General features: G+C 71.7%; 24 protein-coding genes and 1 pseudogene. 13 read left to right on the top strand and 12 right to left on the bottom strand.

Annotated elements, in window-relative coordinates:
- Positions 1-76 precede the first annotated feature (76 nt).
- Positions 77-418 carry a DoxX family protein gene (locus OIE67_RS53515; RefSeq protein ID WP_326634860.1) on the top strand — a complete coding sequence of 114 codons (342 nt, stop codon included), beginning with the start codon at positions 77-79 and terminating at the stop codon, positions 416-418.
- Between the two features lie 379 nt (positions 419-797).
- On the opposite strand, the pseudogene OIE67_RS53520 reads toward OIE67_RS53515, so the two are convergent.
- Both OIE67_RS53520 and OIE67_RS53525 read right to left on the bottom strand, forming a co-directional pair.
- Positions 798-1,309 (bottom strand): annotated as a pseudogene (locus tag OIE67_RS53520) (response regulator).
- 73 nt (positions 1,310-1,382) lie between these two features.
- Complete coding sequence (locus OIE67_RS53525) at positions 1,383-2,180, bottom strand: TetR/AcrR family transcriptional regulator (protein ID WP_326634861.1); 798 nt, start codon at positions 2,178-2,180, stop codon at positions 1,383-1,385.
- A 116-nt stretch (positions 2,181-2,296) separates the two neighbouring features.
- On the opposite strand from OIE67_RS53525, the gene OIE67_RS53530 reads away from it, so the two are divergent.
- Complete coding sequence (locus tag OIE67_RS53530; protein WP_326634862.1) at positions 2,297-2,728, top strand: nuclear transport factor 2 family protein; 432 nt, start codon at positions 2,297-2,299, stop codon at positions 2,726-2,728.
- A gap of 40 nt (positions 2,729-2,768) precedes the next feature.
- On the opposite strand, the gene OIE67_RS53535 is transcribed toward OIE67_RS53530, so the two are convergent.
- The gene (locus tag OIE67_RS53535) at positions 2,769-2,891 is read right to left on the bottom strand and encodes a hypothetical protein (protein WP_326634863.1); all 123 of its coding nucleotides are present in this window, start codon (positions 2,889-2,891) and stop codon (positions 2,769-2,771) included.
- A 5-nt stretch (positions 2,892-2,896) separates the two neighbouring features.
- Positions 2,897-3,931, bottom strand: a complete 1,035-nt coding sequence (locus OIE67_RS53540; RefSeq protein ID WP_326634864.1) for a zinc-binding dehydrogenase — start codon at positions 3,929-3,931, stop codon at positions 2,897-2,899.
- 128 nt (positions 3,932-4,059) lie between these two features.
- Between OIE67_RS53540 and OIE67_RS53545 the strand changes: the two genes are divergently transcribed.
- On the top strand, positions 4,060-4,953 hold the full coding sequence (locus tag OIE67_RS53545; protein ID WP_326634865.1) for a helix-turn-helix transcriptional regulator: 894 nt from the start codon (positions 4,060-4,062) through the stop codon (positions 4,951-4,953).
- A 143-nt stretch (positions 4,954-5,096) separates the two neighbouring features.
- Here OIE67_RS53545 and OIE67_RS53550 read toward each other — a convergent pair whose 3' ends face one another.
- Positions 5,097-5,615 (bottom strand): hypothetical protein, encoded by a 519-nt coding sequence (locus OIE67_RS53550; protein WP_326634866.1) that lies wholly within the window; start codon positions 5,613-5,615, stop codon positions 5,097-5,099.
- Positions 5,616-5,773: 158 nt separating this feature from the next.
- Between OIE67_RS53550 and OIE67_RS53555 the strand changes: the two genes are divergently transcribed.
- Positions 5,774-6,586 carry a hypothetical protein gene (locus OIE67_RS53555; RefSeq protein ID WP_326634867.1) on the top strand — a complete coding sequence of 271 codons (813 nt, stop codon included), beginning with the start codon at positions 5,774-5,776 and terminating at the stop codon, positions 6,584-6,586.
- A 16-nt stretch (positions 6,587-6,602) separates the two neighbouring features.
- On the opposite strand, the gene OIE67_RS53560 is transcribed toward OIE67_RS53555, so the two are convergent.
- Positions 6,603-7,010, bottom strand: coding sequence for a MerR family transcriptional regulator (locus OIE67_RS53560; protein WP_326634868.1), 408 nt, complete (start codon positions 7,008-7,010; stop codon positions 6,603-6,605).
- A gap of 49 nt (positions 7,011-7,059) precedes the next feature.
- On the opposite strand from OIE67_RS53560, the gene OIE67_RS53565 reads away from it, so the two are divergent.
- Complete coding sequence (locus OIE67_RS53565; RefSeq protein WP_326634869.1) at positions 7,060-7,944, top strand: NAD(P)-dependent oxidoreductase; 885 nt, start codon at positions 7,060-7,062, stop codon at positions 7,942-7,944.
- 66 nt (positions 7,945-8,010) lie between these two features.
- Here OIE67_RS53565 and OIE67_RS53570 read toward each other — a convergent pair whose 3' ends face one another.
- Positions 8,011-8,391, bottom strand: coding sequence for an ACT domain-containing protein (locus tag OIE67_RS53570; protein ID WP_326634870.1), 381 nt, complete (start codon positions 8,389-8,391; stop codon positions 8,011-8,013).
- Positions 8,392-8,500: 109 nt separating this feature from the next.
- On the opposite strand from OIE67_RS53570, the gene OIE67_RS53575 reads away from it, so the two are divergent.
- Both OIE67_RS53575 and OIE67_RS53580 read left to right on the top strand, forming a co-directional pair.
- Positions 8,501-9,088, top strand: coding sequence for an RNA polymerase sigma factor (locus OIE67_RS53575; protein WP_326634871.1), 588 nt, complete (start codon positions 8,501-8,503; stop codon positions 9,086-9,088).
- On the top strand, positions 9,081-9,803 hold the full coding sequence (locus tag OIE67_RS53580) for a hypothetical protein (RefSeq protein ID WP_326634872.1): 723 nt from the start codon (positions 9,081-9,083) through the stop codon (positions 9,801-9,803). The genes OIE67_RS53575 and OIE67_RS53580 overlap by 8 nt, the downstream gene beginning before the upstream one ends.
- A 52-nt stretch (positions 9,804-9,855) precedes the next feature.
- Here OIE67_RS53580 and OIE67_RS53585 read toward each other — a convergent pair whose 3' ends face one another.
- A complete protein-coding gene (locus OIE67_RS53585) occupies positions 9,856-12,753 on the bottom strand; it encodes an AfsR/SARP family transcriptional regulator (RefSeq protein WP_326634873.1) in 2,898 nt (965 codons plus the stop codon).
- A gap of 137 nt (positions 12,754-12,890) precedes the next feature.
- On the opposite strand from OIE67_RS53585, the gene OIE67_RS53590 reads away from it, so the two are divergent.
- Complete coding sequence (locus OIE67_RS53590) at positions 12,891-13,445, top strand: dihydrofolate reductase family protein (protein WP_326634874.1); 555 nt, start codon at positions 12,891-12,893, stop codon at positions 13,443-13,445.
- A 105-nt stretch (positions 13,446-13,550) separates the two neighbouring features.
- Entirely contained in the window at positions 13,551-13,709 is a 159-nt protein-coding gene (locus OIE67_RS53595; RefSeq protein WP_326634875.1) for an O-methyltransferase, read from the top strand.
- A 14-nt stretch (positions 13,710-13,723) separates the two neighbouring features.
- Here OIE67_RS53595 and OIE67_RS53600 read toward each other — a convergent pair whose 3' ends face one another.
- A complete protein-coding gene (locus OIE67_RS53600) occupies positions 13,724-14,491 on the bottom strand; it encodes a class I SAM-dependent methyltransferase (protein ID WP_326634876.1) in 768 nt (255 codons plus the stop codon).
- Between the two features lie 79 nt (positions 14,492-14,570).
- Here OIE67_RS53600 and OIE67_RS53605 point away from each other — a divergent pair, with 79 nt between their 5' ends.
- Both OIE67_RS53605 and OIE67_RS53610 read left to right on the top strand, forming a co-directional pair.
- The gene (locus tag OIE67_RS53605) at positions 14,571-15,563 is read left to right on the top strand and encodes a MerR family transcriptional regulator (protein ID WP_326634877.1); all 993 of its coding nucleotides are present in this window, start codon (positions 14,571-14,573) and stop codon (positions 15,561-15,563) included.
- A 10-nt stretch (positions 15,564-15,573) separates the two neighbouring features.
- Positions 15,574-16,086 carry a histidine phosphatase family protein gene (locus OIE67_RS53610; RefSeq protein ID WP_326634878.1) on the top strand — a complete coding sequence of 171 codons (513 nt, stop codon included), beginning with the start codon at positions 15,574-15,576 and terminating at the stop codon, positions 16,084-16,086.
- 107 nt (positions 16,087-16,193) lie between these two features.
- Here OIE67_RS53610 and OIE67_RS53615 read toward each other — a convergent pair whose 3' ends face one another.
- Positions 16,194-16,655, bottom strand: coding sequence for a MarR family winged helix-turn-helix transcriptional regulator (locus OIE67_RS53615; RefSeq protein ID WP_106240350.1), 462 nt, complete (start codon positions 16,653-16,655; stop codon positions 16,194-16,196).
- 62 nt (positions 16,656-16,717) lie between these two features.
- Between OIE67_RS53615 and OIE67_RS53620 the strand changes: the two genes are divergently transcribed.
- Both OIE67_RS53620 and OIE67_RS53625 read left to right on the top strand, forming a co-directional pair.
- Complete coding sequence (locus OIE67_RS53620; RefSeq protein ID WP_326634879.1) at positions 16,718-17,476, top strand: SDR family NAD(P)-dependent oxidoreductase; 759 nt, start codon at positions 16,718-16,720, stop codon at positions 17,474-17,476.
- Positions 17,473-17,679, top strand: a complete 207-nt coding sequence (locus tag OIE67_RS53625; protein ID WP_326634880.1) for a hypothetical protein — start codon at positions 17,473-17,475, stop codon at positions 17,677-17,679. Before OIE67_RS53620 ends, OIE67_RS53625 begins: the two co-directional genes overlap by 4 nt.
- A 20-nt stretch (positions 17,680-17,699) precedes the next feature.
- Here OIE67_RS53625 and OIE67_RS53630 read toward each other — a convergent pair whose 3' ends face one another.
- A complete protein-coding gene (locus tag OIE67_RS53630) occupies positions 17,700-17,873 on the bottom strand; it encodes a hypothetical protein (RefSeq protein ID WP_326634881.1) in 174 nt (57 codons plus the stop codon).
- Between the two features lie 98 nt (positions 17,874-17,971).
- On the bottom strand, positions 17,972-18,664 hold the full coding sequence (locus tag OIE67_RS53635) for a transglutaminase domain-containing protein (protein WP_326634882.1): 693 nt from the start codon (positions 18,662-18,664) through the stop codon (positions 17,972-17,974).
- Positions 18,665-18,668: the final 4 nt, after the last annotated feature.

The following is an 18,668-nucleotide window of genomic DNA, read 5'->3' on the forward strand; positions in this document are numbered from 1 at the left end:
GTCAAGGCGGTGACGGACTCATCGATCACCGCCGCTGCGGCACCCGCTCAGCCTCATCCAAGCAAGGGGACACCCCATGATGCAGCTCATCGTCACCGTTCTGGCCGCCGCCTGGGTGGGTTTCTCCGCCTATGCCATCCTCACCCGCGCCGCGTGGGTCATCGAGCCGCTGCGGTCGTACGGTGTCCCCGCCTCCTGGTGGCTCTGGCTCGGCGTCGCCAAGGCAGCGGGGGCGGCGGGCCTGCTGGCCGGCCTGGTCCTGCCCGTGATCGGCGTGCTGGCCGGGATCGGCCTGGTGGTGTACTTCGCCGGGGCCGTCGTCACCGTGCTCCGCGCCCGCTCGTACAAGACCGTCGCCTACCCGATCATGTACCTCGTCCCGGTCACCGCTGCCCTCCTGCTGGTAGCCGCCGCCTGAGCACCCGGCCGGAGCCCGGGCCGACCGTGCCTCCAGAACCCACCGCCGGACGGCTCGACAGGCGTCACAACGTTCCGCCGCGGAGCAGGAAGACCGCCGCAGGCCAGGCGGACGCGTTCGTCCAGGCCGTACCCGGAGCCGGCCGGGTCGGCCGGACTCTGGCGCCGGCCGTCTGTTCGCCCGTTGGCGACGGTCACCTCCAGAAGGTCGCCGGTACGGCGTAAGCTCACGCGGACCACGGATCCGGGGGCGTGTTTGGCCGCGTTGGTCAGTCCTTCCTGGACGACACCACCTCAGGAGTCGGTACGGCCGCGGCACGCCACGGGGAGTTGCCCCGCGTCCTCGGGGCCGCGGCCGAGCAGGTGGCCGGCACCGGGGTCTACCTCGGTCGCGGCGGTGGGCGCGGGCATCGGGGTGCTGCGTAGCCGCGGGTCATCAGCGCCGAGACGTGCGCCTTGACGGCGCCCTCCACCAGGAAGAGGCGGCGCCCGATCTCGGCGTTGCTCAACCCCGCACCGAACAGCGCCGCCCCCTCGTGCGCCGCGCGCACCGCTGCCATCAGCTCGTACGGGTCGCCGGACTTGAGCAGGAACCCCGACACCCCGCCTCCAGGGCGGCGGCCACGTACTCGTCCTCGCCGAACGTCGTCAGCATCACCACCGCCGTCGCCGGCGCCACCCGCCGCAGCTCCGCCGCGGCGCTCAACCCGTCCAGCACCGGCATCTGGATGTCCAGCAGGACCACGTCGGGACGGTAGGCGCGGGTCTGCTCGACGGCCTGGTGACCGTCCGCCGCTTCGGCGACCACCTCCACGTCCGGGGCCGCGCCCAGGATCGCCCGCGCCCCGGTGCGGATCAACGCCTCGTCGTCGGCCAGCAGCACCCGGATCACAGCACACACCGTACTCGGCGCGGCGCCGTCAGCCGCGCCGGATGACCGTCCCCCGACGGCCTGTCCCGGCGCGTCAGCGGTCGGTGGTGCGGCGGCGGTGGGCCTTCTGGCGGCAGGCGGAGCCGCAGAACCGGGCCGGGCGCCCGGTGCGGGCCGGGCGGAGGTGCCGGCCGCACTGGCGGCAGCGCGGATCGTCCTCCGTCGAGGACTCGGCGGCACCGTCTCCAGCGTCACCGCCCGTCGTTGAGTTTCGTGACGGGGTGGCTTTCGTTACGGGTGGCAGGGAAGGGCGCCCGTCCGCCGGAGCGGGACGCAGTCCGTCGAGGACGATCGCCGTCGCCCGGCCGGGGGTGCCGTCCGGTCCGCCCTCCATGGTCAGGCAGCCGCTCAGGAGCGTGCGCACGTCGGCCGGGTCGACGTCAGGACGTACCGCGCCGGCGCGCTGGGCCCGGTCGAGCAGGGTGCTGAGCGCGGCCGCGTACTCCTCCCTGGCCGGCGCGGCGAGGCGCGGGTCGACCTCGGTGGACAGGGCGTCGCACAGGGCCTTGTTCGGCCCGGCCCGTTCGACGGTGAGGCGGACCGCCGCGAAGAACGCCTCGGCGGGATCGGGGGCGGCGACCAGGGCCCCGACCTCCTCGGTGAGCTGTCGCAGGCCCTCCAGCACGACCGCCTCGAACAAGGCCTCCTTGCTCGGGAAATGCCGGTAGACCGTTCCCGCTCCCACTCCGGCGCGCCGGGCGATCTCGTCCAGCGGCACGTCGAGGCCGATCTCCGCGAAGGCGTGCCGCGCCGCCTCCAGCACGCGGCTCCGGTTGCGTCGCGCGTCCGCTCGCGCGGGCGCGCCGCCGCCACGGGCGGCCTCCTCGGACATGTGCTCCTCCTGGGTCCGCTTTGACAGGCGGGGCGGTCGTTCCGTAACGTCCAACCGGGTTGGTCGTTCCGATTCTATCCACGGCCCGCACGGCCGTCATCTCCTCAAGGAGTCCCATGAGCACGAACGTCCCTTCGCCCCGCGAGGTCGTCGACCGTTTCCTGCGCGCTTCGGCCGCCAATGCCTGGGACGACCTCGCCGACCTGTACGCCCCCGACGCGGAGATCGAGATCCCCTTCGCGCCCGAAGGAGTCCCGGCCCGATCGCGGGGGCGGGAGATCTTCCGTGCCCGATTCAAGGCGGCCGCGCCGCTGCGGCGGTTCGACAAGGCCGCCCCCGTCGTCATCCACGAGACGCGCGACCCGGAGGTCGTCATCGTGGAGTACGACCTCCACGGATCCATGACGAAATCCGGCCGGCCCTTCGTCTTCTCTTACGTCATGGTCATGCGGATCAGGGATGGGCTGATCGTCCACTCGCGCGACTACGCCAACCCGCTGGCCGGGGCCGAGTTCCGTGACGAACTGGCCGAAGCGATCGAACAGTGATCCGGTTCCCGGCCGATCACTTCTCCTGGCCGGATCGCTATCAGGGCAGCAGGCCGTCCTCGCCGAGGGTGGTCAGGCGTACCACCACGGCGACCTCCCGATCGACGGTCCGGCTCGCGCGGCAGGGCACCTGATGCCGCTCATCTCCGGCCCCCCGCATCATCTCGGTCAGGGTTTGATGAGGACCTTGAGGCTCTTGCGGGCGGCCATGTCCTGGTAAGCGACGGGGACGGCGTCGAGGCTGATGGTGGTGTCGAAGACCTTGCCCGGCTCGATGGAGCCGTTCAGGATGTCCGGCATCAGTTCTTCGATGTACGCCCGGACCGGCGCCGGTCCGCCGGCCAGGCGGATGTTGCGGAGGAAGAGGCTGCCGAAGCCGATGGGCGCGTCCTCGTACTGGGGGATGCCGACGCGGCTGATGACGCCGCCCGGGCGGACGACGCCGAGGGCCTGCCGGTAGGCCGGCATGGTGCCGACGGCCTCCACGGCCACGTGGGTGCCGTGCCCGCCGGTGAGCTCGCGTACCACATCGATGCCCTCCTGGCCGCGGGCGGAGACGACGTCGGTGGCGCCGAACTCGCGGCCGAGGTCGGTGCGAGCTTTGTGGCGTCCCATCAGGATGATCCGCTCGGCGCCCAGACGCCTGGCCGCAAGGACCGCCAGCAGGCCGACGGCGCCGTCACCGATCACGGTGACGAGGGTACGCGGGCTGACGCCGCCGGTCAGGGCCGCGTGGTGGCCGGTGCCGAACACGTCCGCGAGCGTCAGCAGGGACGGTACGAGCGCCGAGTCCGCCTCGACGGGCAGCCTGACCAGGGTGCCGTCGGCGAGCGGGACGCGGATCGCCTCGGCCTGGCCGCTCGCGTTCGTCCAGAAGCCGGCCTGCGGGTCGGTGCAGGAGGTGTGCAGGCCCTCGCGGCAGAACACGCAGGTGCCGTCGGAGACGGCGAACGGCGCCACGACCAGGTCGCCCCTGGCGAGGGTGGTCACCTCCGGGCCGGCGTCCTCGACGACGCCGATGAACTCGTGCCCCATCAGGGCGGGGCCGTCCGCCGGTTTCATCGAGGTGTACGGCCACAGGTCGCTGCCGCAGACGCAGGACGCGGTGATGCGGACCAGCGCGTCGGTGGGCCGCTTGATGACCGGGTCCGGCACCTGCTCGACGCGGACGTCGCCGGCGCCGTACATCAGGGTTGCGCGCATCGGGAGTTCTCCGTTCGTTTCGGGTCGCGTCCAGAAAACCCGTCCGAGCGCGGGCGAGGCAGAGCGCGTTCATCGGGGGTACAGGCTCAACCCCCTTACCGCGGCCGGCCGCGGTTACCGTGGAAGGCATGGAGCACCGCGCGGAGATCAGGGACTTCCTCGTCACCCGGCGCGCCAGGCTCACCCCGGAGCAGGTCGGGCTGCCCGCCGGCGGCCGCCGCCGGGTGCCGGGGCTGCGGCGTGAAGAAGTCGCGGTGCTGGCCGGGGTGAGCACCGAGTGGTACACCCGGCTGGAGAAAGGCCACATCAGCGGTGTATCGGACGACGTGCTCGACGCGGTGGTCCAGGCGCTGCGGCTGGACCAGGACGAACGCGCCTATCTGTTCACGCTGGCGCACGCTGCCCGCCCCGCCCGTCGCGCGCCCGCGCGCCGTTCGGATGCCCAGGTGCCGCCGCGGGTCCAGTGGATGCTGGATGCCATGACGATGGCGGCGGCGTTCGTACGCAACGGGCGTCAGGACATCGTCGCCTGCAACGCGCTGACCCGGGCCCTGCACGCGCCGATCTTCGACAGCCCCGCCACCGTCCGGCACGACCGCCCCAACATCGCCCGCTACATCTTCCTCGACCCCGACTCGCGGCGGTTCTTCGCCGACTGGGACGACGCCGCCGTCATCGCCGCCGCGCTGCTGCGCGCCCAGGCCGGCCGCGCGCCTCATGACCGCGCCCTGCGCGACCTCATCGGCGAACTGTCCACGCTCAGCACCGACTTCCGCGGCCGGTGGGCCGACCATGACGTACGCCTCCGACACGACGGCAGCAAGCGGCTGTGGCATCCGCAGGTCGGCGACCTGGAGCTGACCTACCAGTCGCTCAACCTGCCCCTGTCCGGCCGGGTGGCGTACGACCTCACCATCTACACCGCCGAACCGGGCAGCACCTCCGAGGAACGGCTCAAGCTGCTGGCCAGCCTCGCGGCCACTCCGCCGCCCGGCCGCGCGAACTCACGGCAGCCGAGCTGAACCGCCCCGATCACCCGTCGACCCAAGGAAAGCCGTCGGGGTCGGCCGCCGATCGGGCCTGCACCACCGCGTCGTCGTGTCCGCGCACGTCGTTGAGGAACGGGAACTCCTCGGGCCGCACCTGCGGACCGGCTGCCAGGCGACTACTGCAAGGGCGTCATGTCGATAAGCACGTACGCATCTGCTCTCGGTGACTCCATGACCGAATCGGGCACGTCGGCGCCCCAGCCCGCGAGGTCTTGGATGGGTGCGATGCTCAAGGATGTGAAGGCCCATTCGGGCGATTCCATGTAGATGTGATCGGTGATCGGCTCAGCCGACTTCACCCAGCCATGTCCTTCCAGAGCAGTACGAGCTGTGGCGGAAGCTTCTTTGTAGGATGAAGCGCCGACGTCCATGATCAGAATATTGCTGACCTGGACGGTGCGCTCATAGAAGGGATCCACTGTCGTCTGCGCCACGACCGTACCGATGCTGCTGACCTCGCGAACTGCGTCGGGTTCGACTTCGAGGGTCTCGATGGGCAGAAGTCCCTCGCCAGAGATGACACGCTGGACCGCTGCCGCACCACTTACGAGCAGATAGAGGGATCCCGCCGTGAGGAGCACGATGGCCCATAATCTCAACATGGATATCTCCCCGCATGCGCTATCGCTGATCATCGACTGACGCTGATCATAGGCATCTCTCCTCTTCCGGAGGGGAGCCATTTACGGAAGCCACCGTGTCGTGGGTGTGACGGGCTCGGGGAGGTGGTGACGGTTGTCATGATCGCCTGTAGGGTGGGGCGCTTGTTCTCATCGCCTCCGAACCCCCCAGGATGCGTCTCGTGTTATCTCGCCATCGTTCGGCCCTGCCTGCCCTGATCCTCACGAGTCTGTACGGCGCCGCGCTGGCGGTCGCCCTCGTCGTCACCCTGGTCTCCGGAGACCTCGGTCCGTTGTGGTGGGTGACGCTGTTCGTGCCCGTGGCCGAAGGGGCCGTGGTGACGCCGCAGAGTCTGCTCGTCCCGGTTCTGGCCGGGATGGCCTGGACGTGGGCGATCTGGCAGAGCCTGCGCGGGCCGGCGGCGGGGTCGGCGGCCGAGCAGGATCAGGACATCGTGCGGTTGCGCATCGCGCTTTACGTCGCGGCGGCGGCGACGTGGTTGTTCCACGTCACCGCGTCGTTGAGCTGGGAAGTCGGGATAGTGATCAGTTCCGCCGCGATGTGGGTGGTCGTGCTGCGGTTCACGCGGGTGCTGGACGGCGACCAGATGTTCACGCGGGGCCTGGGAGCGCTGGGGTACGGCGGTTTCACCGTCATCGGCCTGTTCGACCTCGTTGGCGTGCCTGCCCTGGACCGGGCGGCAACGTTCTGCGGCTTGGCCAGCCTGATCTGGTTGGCGCTGGTCCTGCGGGCCCAATGGGGCGATGACCGCTGGGGGAGGGCGACCTTCGCGTACGGTACGGCCTCCCTGGTGGCGCCAATTCTGCTGACACTGGCTGTGATGCCGTTCTCGGGCGAGGCGGGCGTAGACGAGGTGCCCAGTGTGATCGCGAACGTGCTGCTCATGATCTGGCTGACCCGCACCGCTCACGACCTGGCCGTTCCGCACCACGAACCGGCCGCCCAGACCGCGCTGGAGGCGTGAGCCGACCAGAGATCGCTCAGGCGGGGACGGGCTCCTGGCAGGCATGGTCGAAGGGCGGGTAGTTCGCGCCGGCCATGCGGTCGGCCGCGTCGATGTAGTCGGCGAGAGCGTCGCGGGATCGTGCGAGTCTGTCCAGCTGGTCGTCCAGTCGCCGCAGCCGGGAGCGCATGGCGGCCACCAGTTCGGGGCAGCCGAGCAGTTCCGGGGCCTCGCCGACCGCGCAGGGCAGCAGGTACGCGATGTCCTCCGAGGACAGACCGGCGCCGAGCAGATGCCGGATCTGCTTGACCCGCAGCACGGCGCTGTCGTCGTACTCGCGGTAGCCGTTCGCGCCGCGTTCCGCGTCCAGCAGGCCCTGGGCCTCGTAGTAACGCAACTGATGGGCGTTCACGCCCGTCCGGCGGCTCAGTTCCCCGATCAACATCGAACCCTCACTTGACCTTCAGACCGGTATCAACGTTGACGATGCTGCCATGAACAGCAGAACCGATACACCCGTGACCGTCATCGGACTCGGACTGATGGGCCGGGCGCTCGCCGGCGCGTTCCTGAAAGCAGGGCATCCCACGACCGTGTGGAACCGTACGCCGGCCAAGGCCGGGCCGTTGGTGGACCGGGGCGCGCGACTGGCGCCGACGGTCGGCGAGGCGATCAGGGCGAGCTCTCTGACGATCATCTGCGTCACCGACTACCAGGCCGTGTACGAGCTGCTCGGCGCGGATGAAACCGAGCTGGACGGCACGACGTTGATCAACCTGACCTCAGGCGACTCGGCGCAGGCCAGGCAGGCCGCCCGATGGGCCGAGCAGCGCGGCGCCCGCTACCTTGACGGCGCCGTCATGGCCATCCCCCCGGCGATCGGCACCCCCGAGGCGGTGATTCTGCACAGCGGGCCGCAGCCGGACTTCGACGCGCACAGGCGGGCGCTCGACGCGCTCGGCACCGTCACCTACCTGGGGGCGGACCATGGACTGGCCTCCCTGTACGACGTGGCCGGTCTCGCCATGATGTGGAGCGTGCTGAACGCCTGGCTGCAGGGCACGGCCCTGCTCGGAACGGCCGGGGTCGACGCCGTCACGTTCGCGCCGTTCGCGCGGCAGCTGGCCGCCGGCGTGGCCGACTGGCTGCCCGGGTACGCCGAGCAGATCGACCGGGGCTCCTTCCCGGCCGAGGTGTCGGCCCTGGAGACCGACGTGCGGGCGATGTCCCATCTGATCGAGGAGAGCGAGGCGGTGGGGGTCAACGCCGAGCTGCCGAAGCTGATCAAGGCGATGGCCGACCGCTCGATCGCGGCCGGGCATGGTGGCGAGCAGTATCCGGTGCTGATCGAGGAGTTCCGTACGCCCCGAAACGACTGAGCGCACCCGAGCCGATGAGGCCCGTCCGAGCTGCCGGACGGGCCTCCGTGCTGTCCGGCGGCGTGGTCACTTCTGCTCTTCCACCTGGTGTCCCGCTTCCCGCAGCGCCATGACGGCCCGCTCCCTCCGCTGCCGTGGAACGAGCACCAGATCGGCGTGCACGGTCGAGGCGACGAACACCGGAACGGCCGCCTCCGCCAGGGGCTCGACGATCGCCGCCAGCATCCCGGGGACGTCCAGGTCGTGGGCCGTGGCACCGCCGTAGAAGGCGATCCACCGTTCCTCCTCGGGCGGTCCGGCGGGAGGTGCCTCGCGCACGACGGTCAGCCCTTCGGGCGCGCGGACGAGCACCTGCCAGCCGTCACCGGGCGACGCGTCGTGCGGCAACTGCTCGATGACGAACGCGGTAGCGAGGATCCGCAGGTGCTGGGACGTGAGCGAGGTCATGGGCGTGTGTTTACCAGACCGGTGGCGCCCGTCCGTGAACACCTGAGCCTCTCGCGACAAGACACAGGTGACATCTCGAAGGGAGTCCAGTGACGAAAGCAGATCAGCCGTGGTGACGGACACGTCGCCGCTGGTGGTGGACGCCGAGATCATCACGCGTTCCCTCGATGATCCGGAGCAGTTCTCCGCCCTGTTCGACCGCTACGCCGCGACGCTCTACCGGTACGTCTCCTTCCGCCTCGGCCGGGAACTCGCCGAGGACCTGGTCGGAGAGACGTTCCTGATCGCGTTCCGACGGCGGCACACGTACGACATCGCCTACCGTGACGCCCGGCCCTGGCTGCTGGGCATCGCGACGAAACTCGTCACCGGCCACCGCCGGAGCGAGGTCAGCCGCTACCGCGCGCTGGAACGGCAGAGCCCGGCCCAGCCCGTGGAGGGGCCGGAAGAGGCGATCGCCCGCGATCTGACCGCGCGAGGGTCGCGGACCGCTCTGCTGGACGCGCTCGCGAAGCTGTCGCGGGGCGATCGCGACGTTCTGCTCATGGTCGCCTGGAGCGACATGACGTACGACGAAGCGGCCCGCGCGCTCGGCATCCCGGTCGGCACGGTCAAGTCACGGCTCAATCGCGCCCGGCGCAAGGTGCGCCACGCGCTGGGCGGAATCAACCCGTTGGAGGAGCACGGTCATGGATGAACTGAAGACGCTCATCAGAGAGCTGGAGCACGAGCCGCCCGGGTCCCTGGCCCGGCAGCGACTCCGCCTCGTTCAGGAGGCGACGGGGACATCGCCTGGCCGAGGCCGGAGGAGGCCGCTTCCGCTCCTGGGCGCGCGGCGGCTCGCGGTGGGCGCGGCCGTGGCGGCGGCCGTCGCGGTGGGTGTGGCCGTGCCCTCTCTACTCGGTTCCGCCGAGCCGGCCTACGCCCTGACGAAGAACCAGGACGGGTCGATCAACCTCAAGATCTACGACTTCAGGGACCCCGCGCAGGTCGAGAGGGAGCTGAAGGATTGGGGGGTGACGGCCGACATCACCTATCTGCCTCTTGGCCGGCGCTGCGGGAACGCCAGGGCGCCCTTCCTCAAGGAGGACCAGGTCGACGTGAGCAAGGAGGAACTGGCGAGCGATGATGCCGCCGTGCGGGCCAGGGTTCGGGAGAGACTGGGCCGGACGCCCTCTGCCCAGGCGATTCGCCCGCGAGACGGCATCACCATCTACCCCCGCCACATCCGGCCGGGCCAGATCGCGATGATCGAGGTCATGGAGAATCCGGTCGCGCCCACGGTGGAGCGTCCCGGGGTCGCCTGGCAGTTCAGCGGGCGGCTGACGACCGGGCCCGTCGCGCCGTGCGAGGTCGTGGCGGACCCCTCGGCCGATGAGATCGGCGACGCCACACCACCGCCCGGCCGCTGACCACCCGGCCGCTGACCACCCGGCGACTGACGGCTTGGCGACTGACCGGTCGTCAGCGTCGGTGACGGAAGGCGTCGGCGGCGGATCGGTCGATGATCGCCAGCTGGGTGTGGATCTGATCGGTGGCGGAGGAGTCGCGGTCGCCGAGCAGCGTGTGGGCGTGACGCCAGTGCTCGTGGGCGGCCGGGTGGTCGCCGGCGAGGTGATGACAGGCGCCCAGGTGGGCGAGGGTGCTGGCCTCGGCGTACGGGTCGCCGAACTCGCGGAACAGACCCAGGGCCCGGCGGTAGCAGGGGACGGCCCCGGCCGGGTCGCCCAGCTGGAGCCGGGTGTCGGCCAGGCACGACCAGGTGTGGGCCTCATGGGGGCGGTTGCCCAGCCGCTGGTGCAGCAGCAGGGCCTGCTCGCACAGTTCGAGGGCCCGGGCGTGGTGCCCCAGGCGGCCGTGGTGGAAGCCGAGATCGGTGAGCGCGATGGCCCGGCCCGCCTGGTGGTCCAGCCGCTCGAACAGGTCGTGGGCGCGGCGGGCGGCGTCGAGCGCGTCGGCCTGCCTGCCCTGGAGGGCGTACACGATGTCGCGGTGGTAGTGCGTCCACGCCTGACCGGCGAGGTCGTCACGCGCTCGGTGCAGGGCGGCGTCGAGGTTGTGGTGGGCGTCGTCGAAGCGGCCCAGGTCGGCCAGCGCGAAGGCCAGGTTGCGGTACGCGCGGGACTCCTCCACCGGGTCGCCCAGCCGCACGGCGGCGGCCACGGCGGCCTGCTGGGTCTCGGCCCGGTCGTGCCAGAAGCCCTGTCCGTGCAGGAAGACGAACATCGCCCGCGCCAGGTGGCAGACCTGCCGGTCCAGGCCCAGGTCGGCGGCTTGCTCCAGGACGGCGAGCAGGGCGGGGCGCTCGGCCGCGAACCAGCCCGCCGCCGCGTCCCGTCCGCCCAGGTCGGTGACACACACGCCCGTCGCCGGCGCGGCGGCGCCGACGGTCTCGACGTCCTCCTGCACTCCTCCCTCCGTGTCCCCTTCCGCGTCGCCGCCGAGCAACCGATGGGCGGCGTACGCGGTACGGGCGTAGTGGTCGATGAGGCGGCGCCGCGCGGCGTCCCGGTCCGCGTCGTGGGCCTGGCAGAGCTCGGAGGCGTAGGCGCGCAGCAGATCGTGGCAGGACCAGCGGCCGGGGACGGGTTCGGTGAGCAGGTTGGCGCTGGTCAGTTCGGCCAGGGGCGCCCGTACCTCGGAGATCGGAAGGCCCGCCAGGCTGGCAGCGGCGGCGATCGTGCTGTCCGGGCCCGGATGCAGCCCGGCGACCAGCCGGAACAGCCGTGCCGCGGCGTCGCCGAGCGAGTCGTACGACCACGAGAAGATCGCCCGTACGCCGGCGACGCGGTCCAAGGCCCCGAGGGTGTCCCGGAGCTCGGTGGCGAGCGCGTCGAGCGGGTGCGCGGGGTGGATCGCGGCGCGGGCGGCGACGATCGCGAGCGCCAGCGGCAGTCCGGCGCAGCGGCGGACGATCTGCTCGACGGCGTCGGGCCGGGCGGTGAGTCGCTCCTGGCCGAGCCGGGCGGACAGCAGCCGCCTCGCCTCGTCCGGCGGCAGCAGGCCGAGGGGGAGCGGACGCGCGCCGTACGTCATGACCAACTCGGTGAGGTGATCGCGGCTGGTGACCAGCACCAGGCAGCCGGGCGCCCCGGGGAGCAGCGGGGTGACCTGGCCGGCGTCGCGGGCGTTGTCCAGCAGGACCAGCATGCGCCGTCCGGCCAGCAGGCTGCGGTAGAGGCCGGTCTGCGCGTCCAGGCCGTCCGGGATCCGGTGCGGCGGCACCTCCAGCGCGTCCAGTAACGCGCGGACGGCCGTCGCCGGTCGTACCGCCTCCCCAGAAGGGTCGTATCCGCGCAGATCGACATGGAGCCGGCCGTCCGGGAACCGGTCGGCGACCCGGTGTGCCCAGTGCACCGCGAGCGTGGTCTTCCCGATCCCCGCCGTGCCGGAGATGACCGTGATCGACGGTGCCGGGGACCGTGTCTCCTCCGGTGACCCGAGCAGCGCGTCCAGCGCCGCCAGCTCGGCCTCCCGCCCGGCGAACCCGATGACGGCGGCGGGCAGCTGACTGGGCACCGTGCTTCCGGCCGCCGGGGCGTCGGCGGCGGGCAGTCGACTGGGTACCTTGCGCCCGTCCACCGGGGCGCCTGCGGCGGGCGTTGGGCCGGGCATCGTGCGCCCGGCTGCCGGGGCGCCTGCGGTGAGCAGGTCGGCGTGGACCTGCCGCAGCTCAGGGCTGGGGTCCACGCCCAGTTCGGCGGCGAGCCGGCGCCGGATCGTCTCGTACCGCTCCAGCGCCTCGGCGGGACGGCCGGACGACTCCAGCACCCGCAGCAGCCGCGCCCACAACGATTCGCGCAGCGGGTGCCGGTCGGCGGCCCTGGCCAGCGGGGCCGGGTCCGGCCGCGTTCCGTGGGCCAGGTCCAGATCGACCCGGCGCTCCAGCGCGCTCAGGTACCGATCGTGCAGCGCGGGGGCCGCGAAGTGCTCCAGCCAGTCCGATCGGATCCCGTCGAAGGGGGTGCCGCGCCACAGCGCCAGCGCCTCGGCCAGCCGGGACCGCTCGGCCGCCGGATCGGATGCCGCCGCGGCCTCGTCGACCAGGTGGCCGAAGCGCAGCGCGTCCACCTGATCGGGCTCGGCCGCCAGCAGGTAGCCGCCCGGCCGGGCCGCGATCAGTTCGGCGGTGCCCAGCGCGCGGCGTACGCGCTTGACGGTGGTACGGAGGTTGGCCCGCGGGTCGCCGCGCGGATCGGCGCCCCACACCGCGCTCACCAGCTTCTCCGCCGGTACGGCCCGGCCCGCCGACATCGCCAGCACCGCCAGCAACGCGCGCTGCCGCGCCGGGGGCAGCTCGACCGGCAGCCCGGACACGGAAACGCGCAGCGGCCCGAGCAGTTCGACGGCCAGCACGCGCATCACTCTCCTTCACACGCCCGGTCCAAAGGGGAGTGTCACTGGACTGACACCACTCTGTCACCCCAGGTCCGCCACGATGGCGATCGCGCGAGCGTGATCCACCGGGAGATCCCGGATCGAGACCGCAGGAGGTCACAGTGTCCATATCCGTGCTCGACATGTCGGTGTCCCTCGACGGGTACATCGCCGATCCCGACGACTTCCTCGGCGGCGACGACGGCGAGCGGTTGCACCGATGGGCGGACGCGAAGGGGGAGCCGGGCGAAAGGTTCGCGGAGGAATGGCGGGCCGCCGGGGCGGTGGTCGCGGGACGGCGGACGGCCGAGCTCATGGACCACTGGGGTGGTGATCACAACGGTATGCCGATCTTCGTGCCCAGTCACCGGCCGCCGGGCCCGGCCGCCCGCTGGGGCTATCCGCTGGTGACGTACGTGACCGACGGGATCGAGAGCACGATGGCGCAGGCGAAGGCCGCCGCCGGGGGCCGGGACGTGCAGGTGCGGGGCGCGTACACGGGGCAACGGGCGATCGAGGCCGGGGTGCTGGACGAGGTGCAGATCCATCTGGTCCCGGTGCTGCTCGGCCGTGGCCGCCGGCTGTTCGACATCCTGCCGGCGGAGGTCGAGATGGAGATCGTCCGCGTGATCGACACACCGGAGGCCACCCACATCCGCTACCGCGTCCGCCGCTGAGCCGCCGGCAGACGTATGGGGAGTCTCACCGCGCGGAACGGAACTTCGGAATGGCGCGGTCCGACAACGTGGTGTGGGCGATGAGGTGCAGAAGGTTCCGGCGGGTTGCCGGAGCGGCCGGACCCGGCCGAGTGGCGGGCCGGCGTGGACGGGGACCATCACCGGGCGATGCGGCAGGTGAACGAGGCTTCGGCCCGTGACGACCGGCTGGACAGCGTGATGCTGCCGGTCCGCGACGGCGTCACGCCGGCCAGGAGACGGTGAACCGCCGCAGGACCTCAGCCTGACCGGCGCCGGCAGAGCAGGGTCGTGGTCTCATGGTGCAGGTGCACGTGACCGCCCAGGGAGCCGATCGTCTCGCCTACCACCAGGAGCAGCGCCGCGAGCCGGTCGGGCCCGAGCCGGAGGTGGTCGCTCGACGTGGCGACGAGCCCGGTCCACTGGTCGGCGGTAAGGACACGTTCCTGCCGGTAGACCTGCTCCTCGATCGGGGTGAACGCGTCACGGGCCGACGCCGGTACGCGTTCTGAACGGGTCGTGTCGCGTGGCCCCCAGACCCAGACGATCTCCGGCGCGTGCTGGGCGTACACCTCGGCGAACGCGGCGGCCATCGGCTCCTCCATGTGCGAGGAGTTCCAGAACCAGGCCATGAGACCGCCGGGGGCCAGCACCCGTGCGGCCTTCGCGGTGCCGGCCTCGGGGTCGATCCAGTGCCAGGCGTCGCCGCAGGTGATGAGATCAAAGCGGCGGCCCGCGTCGTCCCAGGTCTCGAACGGGGCGACCTCCACCTCGACGCCGTGGCCCCGCGCGACGTCCGCCATGCGCTCGTCCACCTCGACGCCCAGCACGGCCAGCCCCCGGCCGGCCAGCGTCCTGGCCACCTTTCCCGTGCCGCAGCCGACATCGAGGCCGCGCGCCGGACGGTCCGCCATGAGGTCGTCGATCAGCTCGTCCGGGGGCTGCGGGCGGTGCCGGTCGTACTGCTCGGCCACCGAGCCGAAGGAGGTGGCACGTGCGCGGTCCAGATGGAGTGCGTCAGGTTCCATGATCCGACCCTACGAGAGCCCGCTCGTACGGTTCGATGGGACTTGAACCTCAAGCGGCTTGAGATCCGATAGTGACGGTATGGACGACAACGAGCTGTATTCGATCGGGGATGTGGCCCGCCGCACCGGTCTGAACGTCAGCGCCATCCGGTACTACTCCGACGTCGACATCGTCGCGCCGACCCGCGTGACCGACGCCGGCCACCGCCTGTACGACGTCCGCGCCATCGCGCGGCTGGAGCTCATCCGCACCCTCAGGGACCTGGACGCCGGCCTGGACGACATCCGCCGGCTGCTCGACGGTGAGACGTCGCTGCACGACCTCCTCGTGGCGCACCTGGAGATCGTCGAACGTCAGGAACGCGGCCTGCGGGCCCGGCGGGCCGTGCTGCGGACCCTGGTCAAGCAGGGCGGCACCGCCGACCAGGCGGCCCTGATGCGCAAGCTCGTCTCGATGCCGGACGAGGAGCGCGAGCGGCTCGTGGACGACTTCTGGAACGACGTCGCCGAAGGACTCGACGTGCCGGCCGGTTTCGTGGACCGGTTGCGGACGATGCGGCCGCGCCTGCCGGAGGATCCGACGCTCGTCCAGCTCGAAGCCTGGATCGAGCTGGCCGACCTGGTCCAGGGCGCGGAGTTCAGGAACAAGGTCCGCTCCTACCTCCAGGACACCTACTCCACCTCTCCCGGGCGGGATCTGGCCGCCGCGCCCGTACAGGACTTCATCTACGAGACGGGGACGGCGATCATGGAGGAGGTCATGGCGGCGTTCCGTTCCGGATTGCGGGCGGACTCGCCACAGGCGCAGGACCTGGTCGTACGGATGGCGGCGGCGGCCGCCGAGGCCGTCGGCACGCGGTCCACGGCCGAGTCGCGCGCCCGCATGGCCACGGGGTTCCTCATGGCCGAGCAGTTCGAACGGGAGGAGCCCGAGGAGTCGCATCGGTACGACGCGAGTCACGGCAGGTACGTGTCCCTGGTGGCCGTGATCAACGACCTCCCGCCTGACACGGGCGAGTTCGCGTCGTTCGCGGGGTGGCTGGCGGCGGCTCTCGGGGCTTCGAGCCGGTAGGGTTCCTCGGGTGCTGCTCCTGGTCCGCCATGCCATGCCCGCCTACGGCCCGGACGTACCGCCGCACGCGTGGACGCTCAGCGCCGAGGGGTGGCAGGCGGCCCGCCGGCTGGTCGGCCGGCTGCCCGGCGACGCCCGGCTCGTCTCCAGCGACGAGGTGAAGGCGTGGCAGACCCTGGGCGGCGACGACGCGGTCACGCGCGATCGACGGTTCGGCGAGGTCGCCCGCGTGGAGCCGTGGGAAGGCGGCTATCGCGAGCTGCGGCGCGCCTACGTGGACGGCGCGGACCACCCGGACTGGGAGGCCCGGGCCGAGGTCGCCGAACGCTTCGATGCCGGGATCACCGAGCAGCTCGCCCTGGCCGGCGGGCGGCCGCTCGTGGTGGCGACGCACGGCATGGCGATGACCGTCTGGGTGACGGCGCGATTGGGCCTGGACCGCCCCGGCGACTTCTGGGCGGACCTCCGCTTCCCTGACGCGCATCTCGTCGACCTGGCGTCGGGCACCGTCGAGCGAGCCTGAGCCCGGCGCCCGTGCCGATGACGATCCTCGGCTCGCTCCCCGATTGAGCCTGCCGTTCGGGTCACTTTCGACCAGAACGGCCTTTCCGATTGAGCCTGCCGTTCGGGTCACTCCTCGGCCAGGACCGCCTCCCCGACCGAGGCGCGGAGTCGGTCGTTCGCCTGCTCCAGGGCGTGCAGCACGATCGCGCGCTGCTCCGCGCCCACCTCGCCCAGCGCCTCCTCGGCCAGCTCCGCCCACGCCCGCTCGATCTCCGGCACCAGCGCGTGGCCGGCGTCGGTGACCACGACGCGCACCTGACGGCGATCGGTGGCGACCGGCTCGCGCCGGAACCAGCCGCCGGTCTCCAGGCGGGCGAGGCTGCGGGTGGCGGTCGGCTGCTCGACGCCGAGCCGGGCGGCCAGCTGCGAGACCGTCATGCCGTCGCGTTCCTGCGCCAGCACCCACAGCAGCACGTCCTGGCCGGGATGCAGGCCGAGCGCCGCGAGCTTGCGGGCCTTGGCGGCGCGGTAGAGCTTGCTCATCTTGTTCAGCGCTCGATTGACGCGCATCCCCTCGCTTGCCTCCATGGCCCTCAGTCTATCGTGGTATATAGTCGGCTATTAGATAGCCGACTATGTATGGAGGAGAGATGGACCTCGGACTGCACGGACGCGTCGCGCTGGTCACAGGGGCGTCGGGCGCCATCGGCGGCGCCATCGCGATGACCTTGGCACAGGAGGGAGCCTCGGTCGCCGTCGCCTGGCACAGCGGCGAAGAACGGGCCCACGGCCTCGTCGGCACGATCACGGCGGCGGGCGGCCGGGCGATCGCGGTCCGGCTCGACCAGCGTGACCAGGACTCGATCCGGACGGCCGCCCGTCAGGTGGAGCAGGAGTTGGGCGGTGTCGCGGTCCTGGTCGCCAACGCCGTCTCCTGGCCGGCCCGGGCCCCCGAGACCTGGGAGAGCCTGACCGGCGACTTCACCGCGAACGTGACCGGGACGCTGACCGTGATCGACGCCGCGCTGCCCGGCATGCGGGCGGCCGGCTGGGGCCGCGTGGTCGTGCTCTCGTCGGACGTGGTCGCCCAGCCCATGCCGGCGGGAGTGGCGTATCCGGCCGCGAAGGGCGCGCTGGAGACGGCCGCGAGGGTGTACGCGTCCCGTGAGGCCCCGTACGGCATCCTCACCAACGTCGTCAGACCGGGCTTCACCCTCACCGAACGGGCACTGAACACTCCAGGCTTCGGGCAGGAGGTCGTCGACGCCGAGGCCGCCATGACACCCACCCGCCGCATCTGCACCCCCGAGGACGTCGCCTCCACCGTCGCCTATCTCGGCTCGGCCGCGAACGGGCACGTCAACGGGGAGATCGTCTCCGTCGCGGGCGGACGCCACCTCACCCGGTGACCGCCGGGCCCGTGACGGTGCTCGTCTTCAGTTTCCCGGCCGGGCGCCAGGGGGTGTCCACGCTCCCGGTCGCACCCATGGCCGCGACCATCGGGACCGCCGGCATCATGCTCGTCCTCGGAGCCTTCGCCGTCGCGTACGCGATCGGGTGGTCGGTCGTCGTGCCGGTGACCAGCCCGCCGAGGGGCGCGAGGCCACGTTGACGGGCCGGTCCCGTCTCTCCCTACGGGCAGGCGGGCGTGAGCACCTTCCAGGGCGAGCAGTTGTCGGCGGAGGACGAGCAGCACAGCCGCCTGCTCCACCCGCCCGGGCGGCACTGGTACTGGTACCCGCACACGGCCGCCGCCTTCACCTCAGGAAGTACCAGCGCTAGCGCCCGGTCGATGAGCGTTCTCACGTTCTGCCTCCTCGTATCCCTTTACCGATTGACGTATCGGCGATTATCGGGACAGGCACTGGCGGGCCGTTAGCGCGGCGATAGCGCGGTCAGCAAGGTCAGGCCGCCCGGCAGCGCATGACCAGATCCGCGGGGACGCGCACGGGCGCGCACAGGGTCTGGCCGTGCTCGTCGAACAGGTCGTCGCGGGAGTCGAAGAAGCCCAGGTCGGCGCGGACGTGACCGGAGAGGTCGCAGGCGGGGCAGGTGGCGCCGTCCCAGTCCACGGCGGTGCGCGCGACCGCGTCGAAGAGCGTCTCCCCGGCCGTGTTCGTGAACCGGCCTCCTGCTCGCAGGGCGTCGAGATCGCCGTACAACTCGGAGACGGACACCCATCGGTCGCCGAGGAGGAACTCCGGCCAGGCGAGGATCACGTGCCGGGGGATCAGCATGCGCAGCCGGGGGAGGCGCGCATGCCAGAAACGCCCGTCGAGCAGCAGACCCCTCACCCGCGTGGGGATGCCGCGACCCCGGGCCAGGCCCTCCAGCAGGGCCAGTCGCTGGCTGCAGGACCCCTGGCCCAGCCGCAGGGTCGTGGAGACGGGACGCCGTTCGTTCATCGCGTAGACCGGGCGGACGCGGGCCGCGACGAGCCGGTGGGCCGCGATCAGGAACGCCCGCCCGTCGAGGTCCCGTGCTTCGTCCAGCAGGTCCAGCACCCGAGGATGCCGCCAGTCGATGATGGGCGTGGCCGCTGTGCCGCCCGTGGCGGTCGGGCGACGCTGCAGCGAGCGTAAGCGTCCAGAGATCACCCGG

This window comes from Nonomuraea fuscirosea (assembly GCF_035917475.1).
Classification (GTDB): domain Bacteria; phylum Actinomycetota; class Actinomycetes; order Streptosporangiales; family Streptosporangiaceae; genus Nonomuraea; species Nonomuraea fuscirosea.